Here is an 18,392-nt window from a genome sequence, read left to right as displayed (position 1 = left end):
CTATTTTTTTCCTTTGTTTTTAGCTCCGGCATGACCTCTAAAAGTACGTGTAGGAGCGAACTCACCTAATTTATGACCTACCATATTCTCAGTAACATAAACAGGAATAAATTGCTTTCCGTTGTGTACTGCGATTGTTTGACCAACAAAATCAGGAGAAATCATTGATGCTCTTGACCATGTTTTGATCACGTTTTTGCTACCGCTTTCTACGTTAGCAAGAACTTTCTTTTCTAATTTATAGTGGATGAATGGTCCTTTTTTTAATGAACGTGCCATAAATTATTTTTTTCTTCTTTCAACAATATATTTGTTAGACGCTTTCTTCTTGTCACGAGTTTTGTAACCTTTCGCTGGAATACCGTTACGAGAACGAGGGATACCTCCTGTCGCACGACCTTCACCACCACCCATTGGGTGATCTACAGGGTTCATAACCATTGGACGAGTTCTTGGACGACGACCTTGCCATCTAGAACGACCAGCTTTACCAGAAACTTCTAACTGATGGTCTGTGTTAGAAACAACACCTACTGTTGCTTTACACTCCACTAAAATCATTCTTGATTCACCACTTGGTAACTTAACGATAGCATATTTACCATCACGCGCAACTAATTGAGCATAAGTACCTGCACTTCTTGCCATAACTGCTCCTTGCCCTGGACGTAATTCAATACAAGAGATTACTGTACCTAATGGCATATTTTTAAGCTTCATAGCATTACCTACTTCTGGTTCTACGTTTTCACCTGAAACAATTACTTGTCCAGCTTTCAAACCATTTTGAGCAATAATGTAACGTTTTTCACCATCTTCGTAAGATAATAAAGCGATGAATGCAGTTCTGTTTGGATCGTATTGTACAGATTCTACAGTTGCAGCACCTTCTTTATCACGTTTGAAGTCGATGATACGATATTTTTGTTTGTGTCCACCACCGATATAACGCATTGTCATTTTACCAGTGTTGTTACGTCCACCCGATTTAGATTTTCCTTCAACTAATGTCTTTTCTGGCTTAGCATTTTTATCTACTGCCGCAAATTCATTAACCACTCTAAAACGTTGTCCCGGGGTGATAGGTTTTAATTTTCTTACTGACATTTTTTAATTCTTAAATTATCCGAACAACTCTATTTCTTGACCTTCAGCTAAGCTAACGATCGCTTTTTTCAACTTATTTGTTTTTCCAGTTTGAAAACCTGTTTTTGTGTAACGAGTTTTTACTTTTGGAGCAGATACTAAAGTACTAACAGAAACTACAGATACACCGTAAGTTTTTTCTACAGCTTCTTTAATTTGAATTTTGTTAGCTTTTGTGTCTACATAAAACGAATATTGCCCTAACAACTCACTGTTATTAGTTGCTTTTTCTGAAATTACTGGTTTAATTATGATTCCCATTTTCTTCGTCTTATTTTGTTAAATTTTCTTGAACTGTTGCTAAAGAACCTTCTAAAAATACGATTTGAGAAGCATTGATTAAATCAAATACATTTAATTCCTCAGTTGTAACAACTTTAACTTTTTGTAAGTTACGAGAAGATAAATATACATTGCTATTAGATTCACCTAATACGAATAATGATTTTGTGTTCTCTAATCCTAAATCAGTTAAAACAGTTTTGAACTCTTTAGTTCTTGGAGCTTCGAAAGAAAAGTTTTCAACAACTTTGATTTCATTCTCAGCTAACTTTTGTGATAAAACTGATTTTTTAGCTAATCTCTTTTGTGCTTTGTTTAATTTGAAAGAGTAGTTTCTTGGACGTGGTCCGAAAACTCTACCTCCTCCTCTAAACACTGGAGATTTGATAGAACCAGCACGAGCTGTACCTGTTCCTTTTTGCTTTTTGATTTTACGAGTTGATCCCGCAATCTCAGCTCTTTCTTTTGCTTTGTGCGTTCCTTGGCGTTGAGCTGCTAAATATTGTTTAACTTCTAAGTACACTGTGTGTGTAGAAGGCTCAATTCCGAAAACTGCCTCGTCTAAAGATACTGTTCTTCCAGTTTCTTGACCTTTGATGTTTAATACTACTACTTCCATCTTCTAACGATTACGTATGAATTTTTAGGACCTGGGATAGCACCTTTAACAATTAAAAGATTTTTCTCAGTATCCACTTTAAGTACTTTTAAGTTCTGAACAGTAACTTGTTTACCACCCATTCTTCCAGCCATACGCATTCCTTTGAATACACGAGATGGATCTGAACCAGCACCGATAGAACCTGGAGCTCTTAAACGGTTATGTTGACCGTGTGTAGCTTGACCTACCCCACCGAAACCATGACGTTTAACAACACCTTGGAAACCTTTTCCTTTTGAAGTACCTGTAATGCTTACAAATTCTCCTTCGTTGAATAATTCAACGTTAACTTCTCCTCCTAGAGTTAAAGAGTTCACGAATTCTTCACCGTAAAACTCAACTAACTTTCTCTTTGGAGTCGTTCCTGCTTTTTTAAAGTGACCTTTTAAAGCATTAGTCGTGTTTTTTTCTTTTGCGTCATCGAAACCAAGTTGAGCAGCAACGTACCCATCTTTCTCTACGGTTCTGACTTGAGTAACCACACATGGCCCAGCCTCTACGATTGTCACAGGAATATTTTTCCCGTTCTCATCAAATAAGCTAGTCATCGCGATTTTTTTACCAATGATACCTGACATTTGATTAAAATATGTTAATAATTTGTTTAATATTTCAGAGAATGTGGACTTTCGACCACTAGAGATCTTCTCTAAAATTAGCATGCAAATGTATGAATTAATTTGTAAACAACAAACTTTCAATTGATTATTTTTCAAAAGTTTACAAACAGCGAAAAATATCAATCAAAGCATTCTTAATAGCAATTCATAAAAAAACCCTGAGATGTGCACGTCTCAGGGTTTATATTTATTTAAAATACAGCTAACTATACTTTAATTTCTACTTCAACACCACTAGGTAATTCTAACTTCATTAAAGCATCAACTGTTTTAGATGAAGAAGAATAAATGTCTAATAATCTTTTGTGAGCTGATAATTGAAATTGCTCGCGAGATTTTTTGTTAACGTGTGGAGATCTTAAAACTGTAAAGATTCTTTTGTGAGTTGGTAATGGAATTGGTCCATTAACAACAGCTCCTGTAGCTTTTACAGTTTTTACGATTTTTTCAGCTGATTTATCAACTAAAGAATAATCGTAAGATTTTAATTTTATTCTAATTTTTTGACTCATTTTTCTTGAATTAAGCGTTACCTTTTGCTTTAGCGATTACAGCTTCAGACACGTTTGTTGGTGCTGGAGCGTAGTGATCGAATTCCATTGTAGATGTAGCACGACCAGAAGATAATGTACGTAATGAAGTTACATATCCGAACATTTCTGCTAATGGAACCATAGCTTTAATAACTTTAGCGTTATTTCTATCATCCATTCCTGATACTTGACCACGACGACGGTTTAAGTCACCTACAATATCACCCATGTTTTCTTCTGGAGTTAAAACCTCTAACTTCATGATAGGCTCTAAGATTTGAGCACCAGCGGCTTTTGCAGCAGCTTTGTAACCCATTTGAGCAGCTAACTCGAAAGATAATTGGTCAGAATCCACAGGGTGGAAAGATCCATCTTTTAAAGTAACTTTTAACGAATCCATTTCGAATCCTGCTAAAGGTCCATTCTTCATTGCAGCTTTAAAACCTTTCTCAATAGAAGGGATAAATTCTTTAGGAACGTTACCACCTTTAATTTCTGAAACGAATTCTAAACCTACTTTTCCTTCATCTGCTGGTCCCATTTCGAAAACGATATCAGCAAATTTACCACGACCACCTGATTGTTTTTTGTAAACCTCACGGTGATTAGCTGGACGAGAGAATGATTCTTTGTACTCTACTTGAGGCTCACCTTGGTTAACCTCTACTTTAAATTCACGTTTTAAACGGTCAACGATGATATCTAAGTGTAACTCACCCATACCAGAAATAACTGTTTGACCAGAAGCCTCATCAGTTTTTACTTGGAATGTTGGATCTTCTTCAGCTAATTTAGCTAAAGCCATACCTAATTTATCAACGTCAGCTTTCGTTTTAGGCTCAACTGCGATACCAATTACTGGATCTGGGAAGTCCATAGACTCTAATACGATAGGGGCTTTTTCATCACATAAAGTATCTCCTGTTTTGATATCTTTGAAACCTACTGCAGCTCCAATATCACCTGCTTCGATTCTCTCGATAGGCTCTTGTTTGTTAGCGTGCATTTGGAAGATACGAGAAATACGTTCTTTGTTACCAGAACGAGTATTTAATACGTAAGATCCAGCGTCTAATCCACCTGAATAAGCACGGAAGAATGCTAAACGACCTACGAATGGGTCAGTAGCAATTTTGAATGCTAATGCTGCGAATGGCTCATCAACTGAAGGTTTTCTTGAGATAGGCTCGTCAGTTTTTGGGTCAGTTCCTGGGATCGCTTCTTTATCACTTGGTGATGGTAAGTAACGACATACAGCATCTAACATGAATTGTACACCTTTGTTTTTGAACGAAGATCCACAAGTCATTGGGATGATAGACATATCTAATGTTGCAGCACGTAATGCAGCGTGAACTTCTTCTTCAGTAATAGAGTTTTCGTCCTCCATGTACTTCTCTAATAAGTTCTCGTCATACGCAGCTACTTCTTCAATTAATTGACCACGGAATTGTCTTACATCGTCAACCATATCAGCTGGGATTTCAACAACATCAAATGTAGAACCATGATTCTCATCATGCCATACAATTGCACGGTTTTTAATTAAATCTACAACTCCTTTAAAGTCTGCTTCGTCACCGATTGGTAATACAATAGGAACAGCATTTGACCCTAACATTTCACGTACTTGACGACATACATTTAAGAAGTCAGCTCCTTGACGGTCCATTTTGTTAACGAAACCTAAACGAGGAACTTTATAGTTATCTGCTAAACGCCAGTTTGTTTCAGATTGAGGTTCAACTCCATCTACTGCTGAGAATAAGAAAACTAAACCATCTAAAACACGTAAAGAACGGTTTACCTCTACTGTAAAGTCAACGTGACCAGGAGTGTCGATAATATTAAAGTGGTACCCTTTAGCGTCTGGTAATGGTTTACCTTGTTCTGTTGGGAATGTCCAATCTACTGTTACAGCTGCAGAAGTAATTGTAATACCTCTTTCAGCTTCTTGCTCCATCCAGTCAGTTGTAGCTGATCCTTCGTGAGTTTCTCCAATTTTGTGATTCTTACCTGAATAGAATAAGATACGCTCTGTCGTTGTAGTTTTTCCTGCATCGATGTGAGCAGCAATACCAATGTTTCTTGTGTATTTTAAATCTCTTGCCATCTTGTATTAGAATCTAAAGTGAGAGAATGCTTTGTTAGCTTCTGCCATTTTGTGAGTATCTTGACGTTTTTTAACGGCAGATCCTTCCTCTTTAGCAGCTGCAATAATTTCTCCAGCTAATTTTTGAGCCATCGATTTCTCGTTTCTGTTACGAGAATATTTGATTAACCATTTCATTGCTGTTGAAATTTTACGGTCTGGACGAATTTCCATTGGAATTTGGAATGTAGCTCCACCAACACGGCGAGAACGTACTTCTACGTGAGGCATTACATTAGATAATGCTTCTTTCCAAATGTCTAATGAAGTTTTTTCTGCATCTTCTTTACGAGAATCTACGATTTCTAACGCATCATAGAAAATTTTGAATGCTACAGATTTTTTTCCGTCGTACATTAAGTTGTTTACGAAACGAGTTACTAACTGATCATTAAATTTAGGATCTGGAAGTAAAGGTCTTTTTTTAGCTCTTGTCTTTCTCATCTTACCTTAAATTTATTTTTTAGCATCTTTAGGACGTTTCGCTCCATACTTACTTCTACGTTGAGTACGTCCGTTTACTCCCGCAGTATCTAACGCTCCACGTACAATGTGGTAACGCACACCTGGTAAATCTTTAACTCTACCTCCTCTAACCAATACTATCGAGTGCTCTTGAAGATTATGACCTTCACCACCGATGTACGCGTTAACTTCTTTCCCGTTTGTTAATCTAACACGAGCAACTTTACGCATTGCTGAGTTAGGTTTCTTAGGAGTTGTAGTGTAAACACGTGTACAAACACCGCGGCGTTGTGGACATGATTCCAATGCAGCCGATTTACTCTTCTTGGTTAGTTTTTTTCTACCTTTTCTAACTAATTGTTGAATTGTTGGCATACTAATTAAATTTCCTTTTAAATTTGGATTAAACCCATTTTTTGGGCATGCAAAACTACAAATAATTTATACAAAAACAAATAATAATGGATTTATTTTACATTGATTTATAATTTTTTAAAGAATTATAAACTATATTTTACAGAATTTTAATTCAAGAATAACAAAACAAGTAAATTATCAATAAACCTAATTTTTGATAAGTGATAGTATCTTATCTACATCTATTGACAACAAAATTTATTAAAACTTTATCCTATATTATTTTTCTCTAAGCTAATAACTTTTCGTATTTTTAATTAATCTGAATATCATATAATTATCGATATATTTTAATAAAAACGTTCGCATAATATTTATTTAATGTTAATTTTACATTAGAAAAATTAATTTTGCACTTCAAAACATTATTGAATGTCGGTAAACTCATTTTTTAAATTATTTACTCCGAAGGATAAAGTATTCTATCCTTTGTTCGAGGAAGCTTCAAAAAGTTTAATCAAATTAGCTGAATTGTTACATGAATGTGTAAACGCTCCAGTTGAAGAACGCGAAGATTACATCGCGCAAATTTCTAAGATAGAAAGCAAAATTGAATATCTTACTCAAAAAACAAATTTAGAGTTAAGCAAAAACTTTATCACACCTTTTGACAGAGAAGATATTTATCAATTAGTAAAATCTATCGATTATGTTGCAGATAATTTAAATGGAGCAGCGAATCGTATCAATATTTATCAAGTAGATAAAATTACAAAATCTATCCGCAAAATTACAGCTGTTAACTTAGAGGCTTGTCAATTAATCGGAGAGGGAATTGAGCAATTGAAAGATTTGAGAAACGTAAATCGTATTTACGAAATATGTGAACGAATCAATAAATTAGAAAATAAATCGGATCGTATTTTTGATAAAGCAGTTCAGGAAATTTTCGAAAACGAAACTGATGTTAAAAATATCATCAAGTATAAGGAGGTTTTATCTTCATTAGAATCTGCAACAGACAAGTGTAAAAGTGTTGCTAACGTATTGGAAGCTGTAGCGGTAAAACATTCATAACCAAAACTTAATCTAAAAGATTATGACAGATTTTTTTTCAGCGTTTTCGAGCATGTTATCGTCTACGCCAGGAATGTTATTGATTACTATTATCGTCTTAGCTTTTGTTTTTGATTATATTAATGGTTTTCACGACGCCGCAAACTCAATTGCTACCATTGTTGCAACTAAGGTTTTAACGCCTTTTCAAGCTGTACTTTGGGCTGCCGCATTCAACTTTGCTGCTTACTTTATTTCAGTTTATTGGATTGGAGAATTTAAGATTGGTAACACTATTGCAAAGTCGATTAACGAGCATTTTATTACACTAGAAGTTATTTTAGCTGGAATTATCGCTGCAATTTCTTGGAACTTATTAACATGGAAGTTTGGTATTCCTTCTTCTTCTTCTCATACATTAATTGGTGGTTTCATTGGAGCTGCATTAGCTCACGCCGGTGGTTTTTCTGCTGGTGGAGAAGATGTAATTGTTTACAAAAAAGTAATTCCAATTATTTGCTTTATCGTATTAGCACCATTAATTGGTATGATTATCGCCTCGATATTAACCATAATCACGCTTCATATTTGCAAAAGAGCCAAACCTGCAAAAGCAGAATGGTGGTTCAAGAAATTACAATTAGTTTCTTCTGCTCTTTTCTCTTTAGGACATGGTATGAATGATGCGCAAAAAGTAATGGGTATTATTGGAGCAGCGGTTATCTTTTATCACATTAATGTCGATTTTGATCCGGCTTATGTACAAGCAGAAGATAAATTCCAGTATTTCGTAGCGCATTGGATGTGGGTTCCTATTACATCGTTTGTTGTTATCGCATTAGGTACAATGGGTGGTGGATGGAAAATCATCAAAACGATGGGTTCTAAAATTACAAAAGTAACGCCATTGGAAGGTGTAGTTGCTGAAACTTCTGGAGCAATGACGCTTTATATTTCTGAGCATTTCGGAATTCCAGTTTCTACAACGCATACAATTACAGGTTCTATTATTGGTGTAGGTTTAACGAAACGTGTATCTGCAGTTCGTTGGGGAGTTACAATCAGTTTACTTTGGGCGTGGGTTCTTACTATCCCAGTCTCTGCATTATTAGCTGCATTAATCTACTACATCGTAACATTATTTGTTTAAAAATAACAATCAATATCATTAATATTTAGGAGCTTTTATTAGCTCCTTTTTTATTTTTGAAATAATTTTCGAAATTGATAAATGATAAGTTTAATAAAGTTTTAAATTTGCGCCATGCAATTAACTGTATTATTTATCATTATCGGCTTAGCCATTTTATTTGATTTCTTAAATGGTTTTCACGATGCCGCAAACTCTATTGCAACGGTTGTTACTACAAAGGTTTTAACTCCTATTCAAGCCGTTATATGGGCTGCATTCTTCAATTTTGTTGCTTTCTTCATTGCCAAATTTATCATTGGAGAATTTGGAGTTGCAGACACAATCGCAAAAATTATTAAAGAAGATGTTGTCGTCGCATTTGGATCCAATCCATCTATCGTTGTTATGGCGGCGCTTTCTGCAGCAATCACTTGGAATATTTTAACTTGGAAATTAGGAATCCCTTCCTCTTCATCTCACACCTTGATTGGTGGTTTAGCTGGAGGTGCATTAGCTGCAACAGGTTATGATTTTTCTGCTATTAACAGTACGATTATCTTAACGATTATCGCTTTTATTTTGGTTGCACCAATTATTGGTTTAGTCGCTGGTAATGTTATTTACATCATCACGCTGAATCTTTGTCGAAATGCAAAACCACATAAAGCAGATGCTTGGTTCAAGAAATTGCAATTAGTTTCTTCTGCGATGTTGAGTATTGGTCATGGTTTGAATGATTCTCAAAAAGTAATGGGAGTGATCACGTTTGCTTTACTTGCTAATCAAACTGCAATTGTTAATACGGATATGAATGATTGGATTTTGAATGATGTTTTCAATTGGAAGCATTGGTTCATCACAACAAGTAGTACTGATATTCACGATTGGGTTCCGATTATGTGTTTCTCTGCAATTGCTTTAGGAACTTTAGGTGGCGGAATGAAAATCCTAAAAACGATGGGAAATAAAATTACAAAAATTACTCCTATCGAAGGTTTCACTGCTCAAACAGCTTCAGCTATTACATTATTTTTTACTGAACATATCAAAATGCCAGTTTCTACAACTCACGTGATCACAGGATCTATTATTGGTGTTGGAATGGTAAAAAGAGTTTCTGCCGTTCGTTGGGGAGTTACAATTAGTTTATTATGGGCTTGGATTTTGACAATTCCAGTTTCTGCACTTATTGCAACAGGATTTTATTATCTATTTTCGATGTTTTTCTAACATTAAAAATTTAATCATATAAAAAATGGCTGTCAAAATTGACGGCCATTTTCTATTTATTTTAATATTTATTCTTGAATGATTATTTGCTAAAATCTTCTTTCAATAAATCGATTTTCGCTAACAACGTTTGTTGAACAGCTGGATAATCTTCTTTGTTAGAAAGTGAAGCATTTACAGAGAAATAATATTTAATCTTTGGTTCTGTTCCAGAAGGACGACAAGCTACTTTACTTCCATCCTCTGTATAGAAAATCAATACATTTGACTTTGGTATCTCAATCGCTTTTTCTTCACCAGAAATTAAATCTTTGTCGATAGAAGATTGAAAATCTTTTACACGAACAACTTTAGATCCTGCTAATTCTTTTGGAGGATTTGATCTAAATTCAACCATCATTTTAGCAATTAACTCTGCACCTTCTTTTCCAGGTTTTACAATACTAATTAAATCTTCTTGATATGCTTTTCCGATTTCAAGATAGATTTCCATTAATTTATTGTACAGAGAACTTCCTTTTGCTTTTTGTACAGCAGCAATTTCAGAAACCAATAAAGCTGTTGTAACAGAATCTTTATCACGGATAAAGTCTCCAACCATAAATCCGAATGATTCTTCTCCTCCTCCAACAAAACTTTCTTTGCCTTCGAATTTGCGAATCATATCAGCAATCCATTTGAAACCTGTTAATCCTACTTTACAATCAACATTGAATTTCGCAGCAATATCATAGAAAATATCAGACGTTACGATTGTCGATCCGATAAATTCATTTCCAACTAATTTCCCCGATTTTTGCCATTTTTCTAATAAATAATAAGCCAAAACAGTATTCATTTGGTTACCATTTAATAAAACAATTTCACCTTCATTGTTACGCGTTGCAACACCTACACGATCCGCATCAGGATCTGTTCCAATCACAACATCAGCACCAATTTCATTCGCTAAAGTAACTGCCATAGTCAAAGCCTCTGGTTCTTCTGGATTTGGCGATTTTACTGTTGGGAAATCTCCACTTGGAATTGCTTGTTCAGCAACTTGATGAACTTGAGTAAAACCAGCTTTATCAAAAGCTTTTGGCGTAATTGCAACGGCAGTTCCGTGAATAGAAGTAAAAACAATTTTTATATCTTCCTTACCATCTTGTGTAAAACTTCCGTTCGCTACACATGCATCAATAAAAGCTTCATCAATTTCTTTACCTATATACGTTAACAATGCATCGTTACCTTGAAATTTGATTTCTTCTACTTTTACATTATTTACTTCATTAATAATTTCTCCATCTTGTGGCGGAACAATTTGCGCTCCATCATTCCAATAAACTTTGTAACCATTGTAAATCGGAGGATTGTGGGAAGCTGTCAACACAATTCCAGCATCACAACCTAAATGACGAACTGTAAAAGACAATTCTGGCGTTGGGCGAAAAGATTCAAACAAATAAACGTTGATTCCATTCGCAGTCAAAACATCGGTAACCATTTTTGCAAACGTATCCGAATTGTGACGAACATCGTATGCAATCGCAACTTTTTTCTCTTTATTCGGAAATTGTTGATTAATATAATTTGCTAAACCTTGCGTTGCTGCACCAAGTGTATATTTGTTTAAACGATTTGTTCCAACACCCATTATACCACGCATTCCTCCTGTTCCAAACTCAAGGTTTTTATAAAAAGAATCGTCTAATTCGGTTGGATTATTATCAATTAAATCTTGAACAGCTTTTCTTGTTTCCGCATCATAAGCGTCAGAAAGCCATAATTTAGCATTATCTAAACTTGAAGTCATTCTTATCTTTTATTTTTTTAATACTTGGGCGCGGTCGGCAATTTTTGTATCCTTATTAGGATCGCCCATAAAATTTACAATTGAGTTTCCTTTTGCAGAACCATATAAGGTTTGGCGTGCATTGATGTCTAATAAAGCGTTATCATCTGTTGTGAAATTAGCTTCATTGACCTCGTATTTGAATAAATTCAATTGTGCTTCGCCATAAGCTTTCACTTTCATAGTTCCAGCAGTTCCTTCTAACATAATATTAGATTGATCATCTGCTTTCAAATCAAAGTTGTTTGTAATCAAAAAAGTTTGATTAATTCTCGCTTGATCTTTCGCAGAGATAGTCAATTCATCAACATTCAATGTTCCAGAAGTAGTCAAAGAAGTTTGTTTATTTGCATCAATCTTTTCTAAATCTCGTGTCACATAAACGTACAAATCATAGGCACTATAATGGTCTACATTTGATTTTTCTTTGATTGTAACCGCATTATTTTTTGCTTCAACTTCTAAATTATCAATAATATTTTGATGCGATTCTACTTTAACTCCAGATTTATTTCCTGGAACTAAAATAACATTACAATTACACGAAACGCTCAAATCTTTGATATTATCAGCTGTATATTCTTTTTGAGCCGTTGCAGCACCTTCTCCATCAATTGATGATGAACACGAAGTTGCAACTAAACCTAAAAATCCTAATAAAAATATTTTCTTCATAGTAGTTGGTTATTTAATTAGTTTAAATTCAATTCTTTTTGAACTAAATACAATTGTTTTTCGCGATTATTGCGAACAATTAACTCGCCCAAAAATCCCGCCAAAAATAATTGCGTTCCTAAAATCATAAAAACTAACGAAATATAAAAATAAGGACTATCTGTGATTAATCTGGCTGGTGTATGGGAAATATAAACTTTATATAATTTCTCGATTCCTAAATAAAATGAAGCGAAAAACCCTAAAATAAACATCAATGTACCCAATAAACCGAAAATATGCATTGGTTTATTCCCAAACCTTGACGCAAAGAAAAGTGTAATCAAATCCAAGAAACCATTTACAAAACGATTTGCTCCAAATTTTGAAACACCATATTTACGCGCTTGATGTTTTACTTTTTTCTCAATAATTTTCGAATATCCCGCATTTTTCGCTAAAACAGGAATATAACGGTGCATATCACCATACAATTCGATATTTTGCGTTACTTCCCAACGATAAGCTTTCAAACCACAGTTAAAATCGTGCAATTTTACACCAGAGGTTTTACGTGCTACACCATTGAATAATTTCGAAGGAAGATTTTTTGTCAATTTATTATCTTGACGATTTTCTTTCCAACCCGAAACAATATCTGCTTTTTGGTTTTTCAGCATTTTGTATAACGACGGTATTTCCTCAGGAAAATCTTGTAAATCTGCATCCATAGTAATCACAACATCACCTTTCACTTCTTTAAAAGCCGCGCTAAGTGCTGGAGACTTACCATAATTTTTACGGAATTTAATTCCTTTCACTTCTGTATTGAAGTTGGCAATATACTCTATAATTTGCCACGAATCATCTGTACTCCCGTCATCAACGAAAATAACTTCGAATGTAAAATCATTCTGTTCACAGACTTTTTTGATTCTGTAGAATAATTCCTCTAAGGAATCTTGTTCGTTCAGTAAAGGAACAACAACTGAAATATCCATATGTTAAAAAACACGTTTTTTTAAGAATTGTGAAAACATCGCTGCAATTGCGATGTAGAAAGATAAGAAAATTGAGGATAATCCGAAGAAGTTTTTCACAGTAAATAAATTAAGTGTTTTATAATCATCCGAATTTCTAAATGTTTCGATATCTTTTGCGACTTTTGGATCAGACATATTAGACGTAAAAGTATCTAATAACCCTTGTTTCAAACTATCTTGTGCCCATTCTCCATAAGTATTGAAGAATACAAAAATAACAATCAAACTCATGATTCCTGCAAAGAAAATCGTGTAGAAACCAACTTTAAAACCTTCTTTGAAAGTCATTAATTCTTCTGAAGTTTGATGATTTTTTGCTTTATTTTTCGATAAATTGAAAATTATTAAAAAACAATATAATGCATACAAAGGTAATACAATAAAACAGCAAATCATGAAGCTGTAAGTGTAATAATCTTTTACAGAAACTGTTCCGTTTAAAGAAAAATAAAAGTAAAGCGCGAAAAACAATGCTAATGTAATTGCTGTAAGCACCAAAGAGTTTTTGAAAATTTTATTAAAACTAATCATTCTGCAAAGATAATTATATCTCGTAATTCTTTCTCTATTAAATTGTATGATTTAAAAAGGAATTTATCTTCATAAATTCTTTTCTTCAATTATTTTTTACAATATCAATTACTTTTTTAGTTCTAATTTTTATTTGTAAATCAATCTATTAATTCAATCAGACCTAAGCAACAAGAAAGTTTTTTCAATAAACACTTTTATTTTTACAAAACTTTCTTACCTTTGCATCAGGCAAGTCCTACACAACCAGCTCCTGTTGAATCCTCCAGGACGGGAACGTAGCAAAGGTATACGGTCGTAGCGGTGTGATGTAGATCGCTTGCCTATTTTTATTTTTCTAAATTTCACTCCCACTTTTTTTTACCCCATTATTTATTCGTAAATTTGCAACCATTGATTTAAAGATTCAATGGAAACAAACAAAGCACCAAAGTACATTTTCGTTACCGGAGGAGTAACATCGTCGTTAGGAAAAGGAATCGTAGCATCATCATTAGGAATGCTACTAGAAGCAAGAGGATATAGAGTAACAATTCAGAAATTGGATCCCTATATAAATGTAGACCCAGGAACACTTAATCCTTACGAGCATGGAGAATGTTACGTTACGGAAGACGGTGCAGAGACCGATTTAGATTTAGGACATTATGAGCGTTTCTTGAACCGTGCAACGTCTCGTGCTAACTCAGTTACTACAGGTCGTATTTATCAAACAGTTATAGAAAAAGAACGTCGTGGAGATTATTTAGGAAAAACAGTTCAAGTTGTTCCTCATATCACAAACGAAATAAAACGTCGTATCAAATTATTAGGTAATACAGGTGATTATGATATCATCATTACTGAAATTGGAGGTACGGTTGGAGATATTGAGTCTTTACCTTATATCGAATCTATCCGTCAGTTAACTTGGGAATTAGGAGAACATAATTCTTCTGTTATTCACTTAACATTAGTCCCTTATTTAGCTGCTGCGGGTGAATTAAAAACAAAACCTACTCAACATTCTGTTCGTACATTAATGGAAAATGGTATTCATGCCAATGTTTTAGTTACACGTACGGAGCGTCATTTACCAAAAGATGTAAAAGCTAAATTGGCTTTATTCTGTAATGTTCGCAAAGAAAATGTAATCGAAAGTATGGATGCAGACACAATTTATGAGGTTCCATTCTTATTACATAAACAAAATTTTGACGAAGTTGTTTTAAAAGGCTTAGATTTGCCAACTGATCAAGAACCAGATTTTACAGTTTGGAACAAATTCTTATCAAATCATAAAAATCCTAAAAACGAAATAGAAATTGCTTTAGTTGGTAAATACGTTTCGTTACACGATTCTTATAAATCAATTACAGAAGCATTTACACATGCTGCTGCAACTTGCGAAACGAATGTAAAAGTTCGTTGGGTATATTCTGGTGATATTACAGAAGACAATGTTGGAGAGCAGTTGAAAGGCGTTTCGGGAATTTTGATTGCACCAGGTTTTGGAGATCGTGGTATTTTAGGTAAAATAATTGCTGCAAATTATGCACGAAGAAATAATATTCCAACATTAGGAATTTGTTTGGGAATGCAAATTATGGCAATTGAATTTGCGCGTAACGTTTTAGGTTACGAAAAAGCAGATTCAGCAGAAATGGATTTAACAACGCCTTATCCAGTTATCAGTTTGATGGAAGATCAAAAAGATGTATCGGACAAAGGAGGAACAATGCGTTTAGGAAATTGGAAATGTGAATTAACTCCAAATTCAAAAATTGAGAAAATTTACAACACAACCGAAATCTTAGAACGTCATCGTCATAGATATGAATTCAACAATGATTTTTACGATGAATTTGTTGAAAACAATTTTATTCCAGTTGGTAAAAACCCTGAAACAGAATTAGTAGAAATTTTAGAACATAATCAACACCCATATTATATAGGTGTACAATTCCATCCGGAATATAAAAGTACAGTTGCTTCGCCACATCCTTTATTTATAAGTTTTATCGAAGCTTCTTTATTGAATAAACAAAATGATTTATTAAATGCAACAAGAGAAAAAATTTGATTTTAACCAAACGATTGGTTTTATTTTAATTGCAATTCTTTTTGGCGTATTCTATTTTCTAAACAAACCTTCGGAAGCGGAGGTCGAAGCTCAGAAAAAAGAATTAGTTCAAAAGCAAGAGCAAGCAAAAAAACAGGAACAATTAAATAAAACAGCTACAACACAAGCTTTTCAAACTGTAGATCCTACATTAGCAAAAGATGTTGAAATTAGTAATGATAAACTAAAAGTTACTTTTTCGCCAAAAGGAGCTCAAATTTCTGACGTACAAATCGTTGGATATACAGCTTACAATGACAAAAAAGATGGACACAAAGATCCTTTACATTTGATAAAAGATGGATCAAGTAAGTTCAATTTATCATTCAAAACAAAACAAGGAGCTGTTCTTAATGTTTCGGATTTAGTTTTTGTACCTCAAGTACAGAAAAATGCGAACAATACAATTGTGACGTTTACAGCAAATGCGCAAAATAGTCAAATTCAATACATCTATACATTAGGCGATTCTTATGGTATCGATTTCGAAGTTAAAACGCAAGGTTTATCTAACATCACTTCTGATAAAAATGTAGATTTAGCGTGGACAATGGATGGTTTCAGTACTGAAAAAGGGAAAGATCAAGAAAAATATTGGTCACATACTTATTTTCAGTTCAAAGGAAACAAAGACATCGAATACGAATTATTTGGTTCTGACGAATGGGAAGAAGAGGAAGCTATTTCTTGGGTAGCCAACAAACAACAATTCTTCGCAACAGTTTTATCAAATGATGAAGGGTTTAAAACAACAAAAGGTGGTTCTAAAAACTCTGATAAAGAGGATTTAACTTATAGTAAACACTATCACTTAAACTCAAAATTAGAGTTAAAAAATAATGAAATCAATACAAAATTCACATGGGATTTTATTCCATTGGATTATAAAATGTTGAAAGATTATAACGACAAAGGATTCCAAAACTTAATTGACTTTGGTTGGGGATTATTTGGTTGGTTGAATAAATATTTCTTCTTGAATGTATTTAAATGGTTGGCAGCAATGAGTATTCCTTTAGGATGGGTAATCTTCTTGATGACAATCGTTGTAAAATTGATTTTATCTCCAATTATGTACAAACAATACCGTCAATCTGCATTGATGAAAGTTGTTCGTCCAGAGTTGAATGAAATCAACGAAAAATACAAGGATCCAAAAGATGCGATGAAGAAGCAACAAGAAACAATGGCAATTTATCGTAATGCAGGAATCAATCCATTAGCAGGATGTTTACCAGCATTATTACAAATTCCTATTTTCTATGCGTTATTCCGTTTCTTCCCGAACTTAATCGACTTGAGAGGTGTTCCTTTCTGGTTCGTAGATGATTTAACAGCATTCGATGATTTAATCAAATTACCAGAATGGGTTCCATTCCTTAATGGTCACTTAAGTGTATTCGCTTTATTATACATTGTTGCAATGATGATTTATTTTAAAGTTTCTGGATCTATGGATAACTTCCAAATGCCACAACAAGAAGGAATGCCAAACATGCAATTCATGAAATACATGATGTATGTAATGCCAGTTTTCTTCTTTGTATTCCTTAACAATTACGCTTCAGGTTTATCTTGGTATTATTTAGTATCCAATGCGATTAATATTTTCATCGTGTTATATATTAAGAAATATATGATTCACGAAGCGAAGATTCATCAAATCATCGAAACAAATAAAACGAAACCTAAAAAAACAGGTAAGTTTGCTTCGAAAATGCAAGAAATGATGAAACAAGCTCAAGAAATGCAAGAGCAACAACAAAAGAACAAAAAGAAATAATCACATTATATTTCAAATTCAAAAATCCGTTAATAATAATTAACGGATTTTTTTATTTATTTAAGACAATAAAAATTTTAGTAACCAATTTATTAAATATCAATAATTTATTCATTTAAAATACTTTTGTAGTGTACGTTACACACTTTTTATGAATAAATTCTTTTTTATTTATTATTTTCAGATTATTATTGTCTAAAAATAATAAATAACATGAATAATATTTACTCGATTAAAGACCAAACAGCAAACCCTGGACCTTTAGGATTATTTGGTTTTGCAATGACAACTGTTTTATTAAACATACACAATGCAGGCTTTTTTCCTGTTAATAGTATGATTATGGGAATGGGTGTTTTCTTTGGAGGTGGAGCACAATTTGTGGCTGGCGTTATGGAATGGAAAAAAGGAAACAACTTTGGTAGTATTGCATTCATGTCTTATGGTGCTTTTTGGTTAACACTTGTATTTATATGGTTAGCACCGATGTTTGGCGTAGAAAAACCGGACGGAAATGCAATGGGATGTTATTTAGGAATGTGGGGATTATTTACATTAATCAACTTTTTACAAACATTAAAAGGTAATTTGGTCGGAAAATTATTATTTGGTTCGTTAACCTTATTATTCTTGTTATTAGCAGCAGGTAACTTTACAGGAAGTCAAAGTATTTTACATTTTGCTGGTTGGACAGGAATCATCTGCGGATTTATTGCTTTTTACGAAGCTTCTGCAATTATGATTAATCAGAAATACGAAAAAGCAATTCTTCCTTTATAAATAATATGAATAAAAAAAATCCTTTATCA

The 18,392-nt window shown here is 33.6% G+C and carries 19 protein-coding genes and 1 other RNA gene; 7 read left to right on the top strand and 13 right to left on the bottom strand.

Translation table 11 applies throughout. From position 1 onward, the window contains the following. The 9 genes from rpsS to rpsL form a co-directional block, all read right to left on the bottom strand. Positions 1-279 carry a 30S ribosomal protein S19 gene (gene rpsS / locus B4G36_RS12990; RefSeq protein ID WP_019974202.1) on the bottom strand — a complete coding sequence of 93 codons (279 nt, stop codon included), beginning with the start codon at positions 277-279 and terminating at the stop codon, positions 1-3. Positions 280-282: 3 nt separating this feature from the next. Then, a complete protein-coding gene (rplB, locus tag B4G36_RS12985) occupies positions 283-1,107 on the bottom strand; it encodes a 50S ribosomal protein L2 (protein WP_038335472.1) in 825 nt (274 codons plus the stop codon). A 15-nt stretch (positions 1,108-1,122) separates the two neighbouring features. Then, complete coding sequence (gene rplW / locus B4G36_RS12980) at positions 1,123-1,407, bottom strand: 50S ribosomal protein L23 (protein WP_038335466.1); 285 nt, start codon at positions 1,405-1,407, stop codon at positions 1,123-1,125. A gap of 10 nt (positions 1,408-1,417) precedes the next feature. Continuing rightward, positions 1,418-2,047, bottom strand: coding sequence for a 50S ribosomal protein L4 (gene rplD, locus B4G36_RS12975; protein ID WP_038335460.1), 630 nt, complete (start codon positions 2,045-2,047; stop codon positions 1,418-1,420). Continuing rightward, entirely contained in the window at positions 2,038-2,667 is a 630-nt protein-coding gene (rplC, locus tag B4G36_RS12970; RefSeq protein ID WP_038335606.1) for a 50S ribosomal protein L3, read from the bottom strand. The genes rplD and rplC overlap by 10 nt, the downstream gene beginning before the upstream one ends. Positions 2,668-2,915: 248 nt before the next feature. Next, entirely contained in the window at positions 2,916-3,221 is a 306-nt protein-coding gene (gene rpsJ / locus B4G36_RS12965) for a 30S ribosomal protein S10 (RefSeq protein WP_019974208.1), read from the bottom strand. Between the two features lie 10 nt (positions 3,222-3,231). Then, positions 3,232-5,355 (bottom strand): elongation factor G, encoded by a 2,124-nt coding sequence (gene fusA, locus B4G36_RS12960; protein ID WP_219034156.1) that lies wholly within the window; start codon positions 5,353-5,355, stop codon positions 3,232-3,234. Positions 5,356-5,361: 6 nt separating this feature from the next. Next, positions 5,362-5,838, bottom strand: coding sequence for a 30S ribosomal protein S7 (gene rpsG / locus B4G36_RS12955; RefSeq protein ID WP_019974210.1), 477 nt, complete (start codon positions 5,836-5,838; stop codon positions 5,362-5,364). Between the two features lie 12 nt (positions 5,839-5,850). Then, positions 5,851-6,234, bottom strand: coding sequence for a 30S ribosomal protein S12 (gene rpsL, locus B4G36_RS12950; protein WP_019974211.1), 384 nt, complete (start codon positions 6,232-6,234; stop codon positions 5,851-5,853). Between the two features lie 414 nt (positions 6,235-6,648). Between rpsL and B4G36_RS12945 the strand changes: the two genes are divergently transcribed. The 3 genes from B4G36_RS12945 (at position 6,649) to B4G36_RS12935 (ending at position 9,634) form a co-directional block, all read left to right on the top strand. Next, positions 6,649-7,293 (top strand): DUF47 domain-containing protein, encoded by a 645-nt coding sequence (locus B4G36_RS12945; RefSeq protein ID WP_038335434.1) that lies wholly within the window; start codon positions 6,649-6,651, stop codon positions 7,291-7,293. 22 nt (positions 7,294-7,315) lie between these two features. Next, positions 7,316-8,422: an inorganic phosphate transporter gene (locus B4G36_RS12940; RefSeq protein ID WP_260509517.1), complete on the top strand. Its 1,107-nt coding sequence runs from the start codon at positions 7,316-7,318 to the stop codon at positions 8,420-8,422. A 114-nt stretch (positions 8,423-8,536) separates the two neighbouring features. Next, positions 8,537-9,634: an inorganic phosphate transporter gene (locus B4G36_RS12935; protein WP_038335433.1), complete on the top strand. Its 1,098-nt coding sequence runs from the start codon at positions 8,537-8,539 to the stop codon at positions 9,632-9,634. An 82-nt stretch (positions 9,635-9,716) separates the two neighbouring features. Here the strand turns inward: B4G36_RS12935 and B4G36_RS12930 are convergent, their stop codons facing one another. The 4 genes from B4G36_RS12930 to B4G36_RS12915 are packed head-to-tail and all read right to left on the bottom strand — an operon-like array spanning position 9,717 to position 13,699. Then, complete coding sequence (locus B4G36_RS12930) at positions 9,717-11,432, bottom strand: phospho-sugar mutase (protein ID WP_286495354.1); 1,716 nt, start codon at positions 11,430-11,432, stop codon at positions 9,717-9,719. A 9-nt stretch (positions 11,433-11,441) separates the two neighbouring features. Beyond that, the gene (locus B4G36_RS12925) at positions 11,442-12,146 is read right to left on the bottom strand and encodes a GIN domain-containing protein (RefSeq protein WP_125349699.1); all 705 of its coding nucleotides are present in this window, start codon (positions 12,144-12,146) and stop codon (positions 11,442-11,444) included. Positions 12,147-12,163: 17 nt separating this feature from the next. Then, positions 12,164-13,126: a glycosyltransferase family 2 protein gene (locus B4G36_RS12920; protein WP_114998995.1), complete on the bottom strand. Its 963-nt coding sequence runs from the start codon at positions 13,124-13,126 to the stop codon at positions 12,164-12,166. Between the two features lie 3 nt (positions 13,127-13,129). After that, the gene (locus B4G36_RS12915; RefSeq protein ID WP_114998993.1) at positions 13,130-13,699 is read right to left on the bottom strand and encodes a DUF4199 family protein; all 570 of its coding nucleotides are present in this window, start codon (positions 13,697-13,699) and stop codon (positions 13,130-13,132) included. A 229-nt stretch (positions 13,700-13,928) separates the two neighbouring features. Between B4G36_RS12915 and ffs the strand changes: the two genes are divergently transcribed. The 4 genes from ffs (at position 13,929) to B4G36_RS12895 (ending at position 18,363) form a co-directional block, all read left to right on the top strand. Further along, positions 13,929-14,027, top strand: an RNA gene (gene ffs, locus B4G36_RS12910) — signal recognition particle sRNA small type. A gap of 81 nt (positions 14,028-14,108) precedes the next feature. Beyond that, positions 14,109-15,761 carry a CTP synthase gene (locus B4G36_RS12905; RefSeq protein ID WP_125349700.1) on the top strand — a complete coding sequence of 551 codons (1,653 nt, stop codon included), beginning with the start codon at positions 14,109-14,111 and terminating at the stop codon, positions 15,759-15,761. Next, entirely contained in the window at positions 15,739-17,583 is a 1,845-nt protein-coding gene (gene yidC, locus B4G36_RS12900; RefSeq protein WP_286495353.1) for a membrane protein insertase YidC, read from the top strand. The genes B4G36_RS12905 and yidC overlap by 23 nt, the downstream gene beginning before the upstream one ends. A gap of 213 nt (positions 17,584-17,796) precedes the next feature. Then, entirely contained in the window at positions 17,797-18,363 is a 567-nt protein-coding gene (locus B4G36_RS12895; RefSeq protein WP_286495352.1) for an acetate uptake transporter, read from the top strand. Positions 18,364-18,392 lie beyond the last annotated feature (29 nt).

The sequence above is a fragment of the Empedobacter sp. UBA3239 genome, from assembly GCF_002362875.1.
Taxonomy (GTDB): domain Bacteria; phylum Bacteroidota; class Bacteroidia; order Flavobacteriales; family Weeksellaceae; genus Empedobacter; species Empedobacter falsenii_B.
The sequence above is the reverse complement of the archived record's forward strand: the minus strand, read 5'-3'. Positions and strand labels throughout refer to the sequence as shown.

Excerpts from the sequence above, each read along its gene's own strand:
- rpsS (WP_019974202.1), bottom strand. The coding sequence starts at position 279 with ATGGCACGTTCATTAAAAAAAGGACCATTCATCCACTATAAATTAGAA.
- rplB (WP_038335472.1), bottom strand. The coding sequence starts at position 1,107 with ATGTCAGTAAGAAAATTAAAACCTATCACCCCGGGACAACGTTTTAGA.
- rplW (WP_038335466.1), bottom strand. The coding sequence starts at position 1,407 with ATGGGAATCATAATTAAACCAGTAATTTCAGAAAAAGCAACTAATAAC.
- rplD (WP_038335460.1), bottom strand. The coding sequence starts at position 2,047 with ATGGAAGTAGTAGTATTAAACATCAAAGGTCAAGAAACTGGAAGAACA.
- rplC (WP_038335606.1), bottom strand. The coding sequence starts at position 2,667 with ATGTCAGGTATCATTGGTAAAAAAATCGCGATGACTAGCTTATTTGAT.
- rpsJ (WP_019974208.1), bottom strand. The coding sequence starts at position 3,221 with ATGAGTCAAAAAATTAGAATAAAATTAAAATCTTACGATTATTCTTTA.
- fusA (WP_219034156.1), bottom strand. The coding sequence starts at position 5,355 with ATGGCAAGAGATTTAAAATACACAAGAAACATTGGTATTGCTGCTCAC.
- rpsG (WP_019974210.1), bottom strand. The coding sequence starts at position 5,838 with ATGAGAAAGACAAGAGCTAAAAAAAGACCTTTACTTCCAGATCCTAAA.
- rpsL (WP_019974211.1), bottom strand. The coding sequence starts at position 6,234 with ATGCCAACAATTCAACAATTAGTTAGAAAAGGTAGAAAAAAACTAACC.
- B4G36_RS12945 (WP_038335434.1), top strand. The coding sequence starts at position 6,649 with ATGTCGGTAAACTCATTTTTTAAATTATTTACTCCGAAGGATAAAGTA.
- B4G36_RS12940 (WP_260509517.1), top strand. The coding sequence starts at position 7,316 with ATGACAGATTTTTTTTCAGCGTTTTCGAGCATGTTATCGTCTACGCCA.
- B4G36_RS12935 (WP_038335433.1), top strand. The coding sequence starts at position 8,537 with ATGCAATTAACTGTATTATTTATCATTATCGGCTTAGCCATTTTATTT.
- B4G36_RS12930 (WP_286495354.1), bottom strand. The coding sequence starts at position 11,432 with ATGACTTCAAGTTTAGATAATGCTAAATTATGGCTTTCTGACGCTTAT.
- B4G36_RS12925 (WP_125349699.1), bottom strand. The coding sequence starts at position 12,146 with ATGAAGAAAATATTTTTATTAGGATTTTTAGGTTTAGTTGCAACTTCG.
- B4G36_RS12920 (WP_114998995.1), bottom strand. The coding sequence starts at position 13,126 with ATGGATATTTCAGTTGTTGTTCCTTTACTGAACGAACAAGATTCCTTA.
- B4G36_RS12915 (WP_114998993.1), bottom strand. The coding sequence starts at position 13,699 with ATGATTAGTTTTAATAAAATTTTCAAAAACTCTTTGGTGCTTACAGCA.
- B4G36_RS12905 (WP_125349700.1), top strand. The coding sequence starts at position 14,109 with ATGGAAACAAACAAAGCACCAAAGTACATTTTCGTTACCGGAGGAGTA.
- yidC (WP_286495353.1), top strand. The coding sequence starts at position 15,739 with ATGCAACAAGAGAAAAAATTTGATTTTAACCAAACGATTGGTTTTATT.
- B4G36_RS12895 (WP_286495352.1), top strand. The coding sequence starts at position 17,797 with ATGAATAATATTTACTCGATTAAAGACCAAACAGCAAACCCTGGACCT.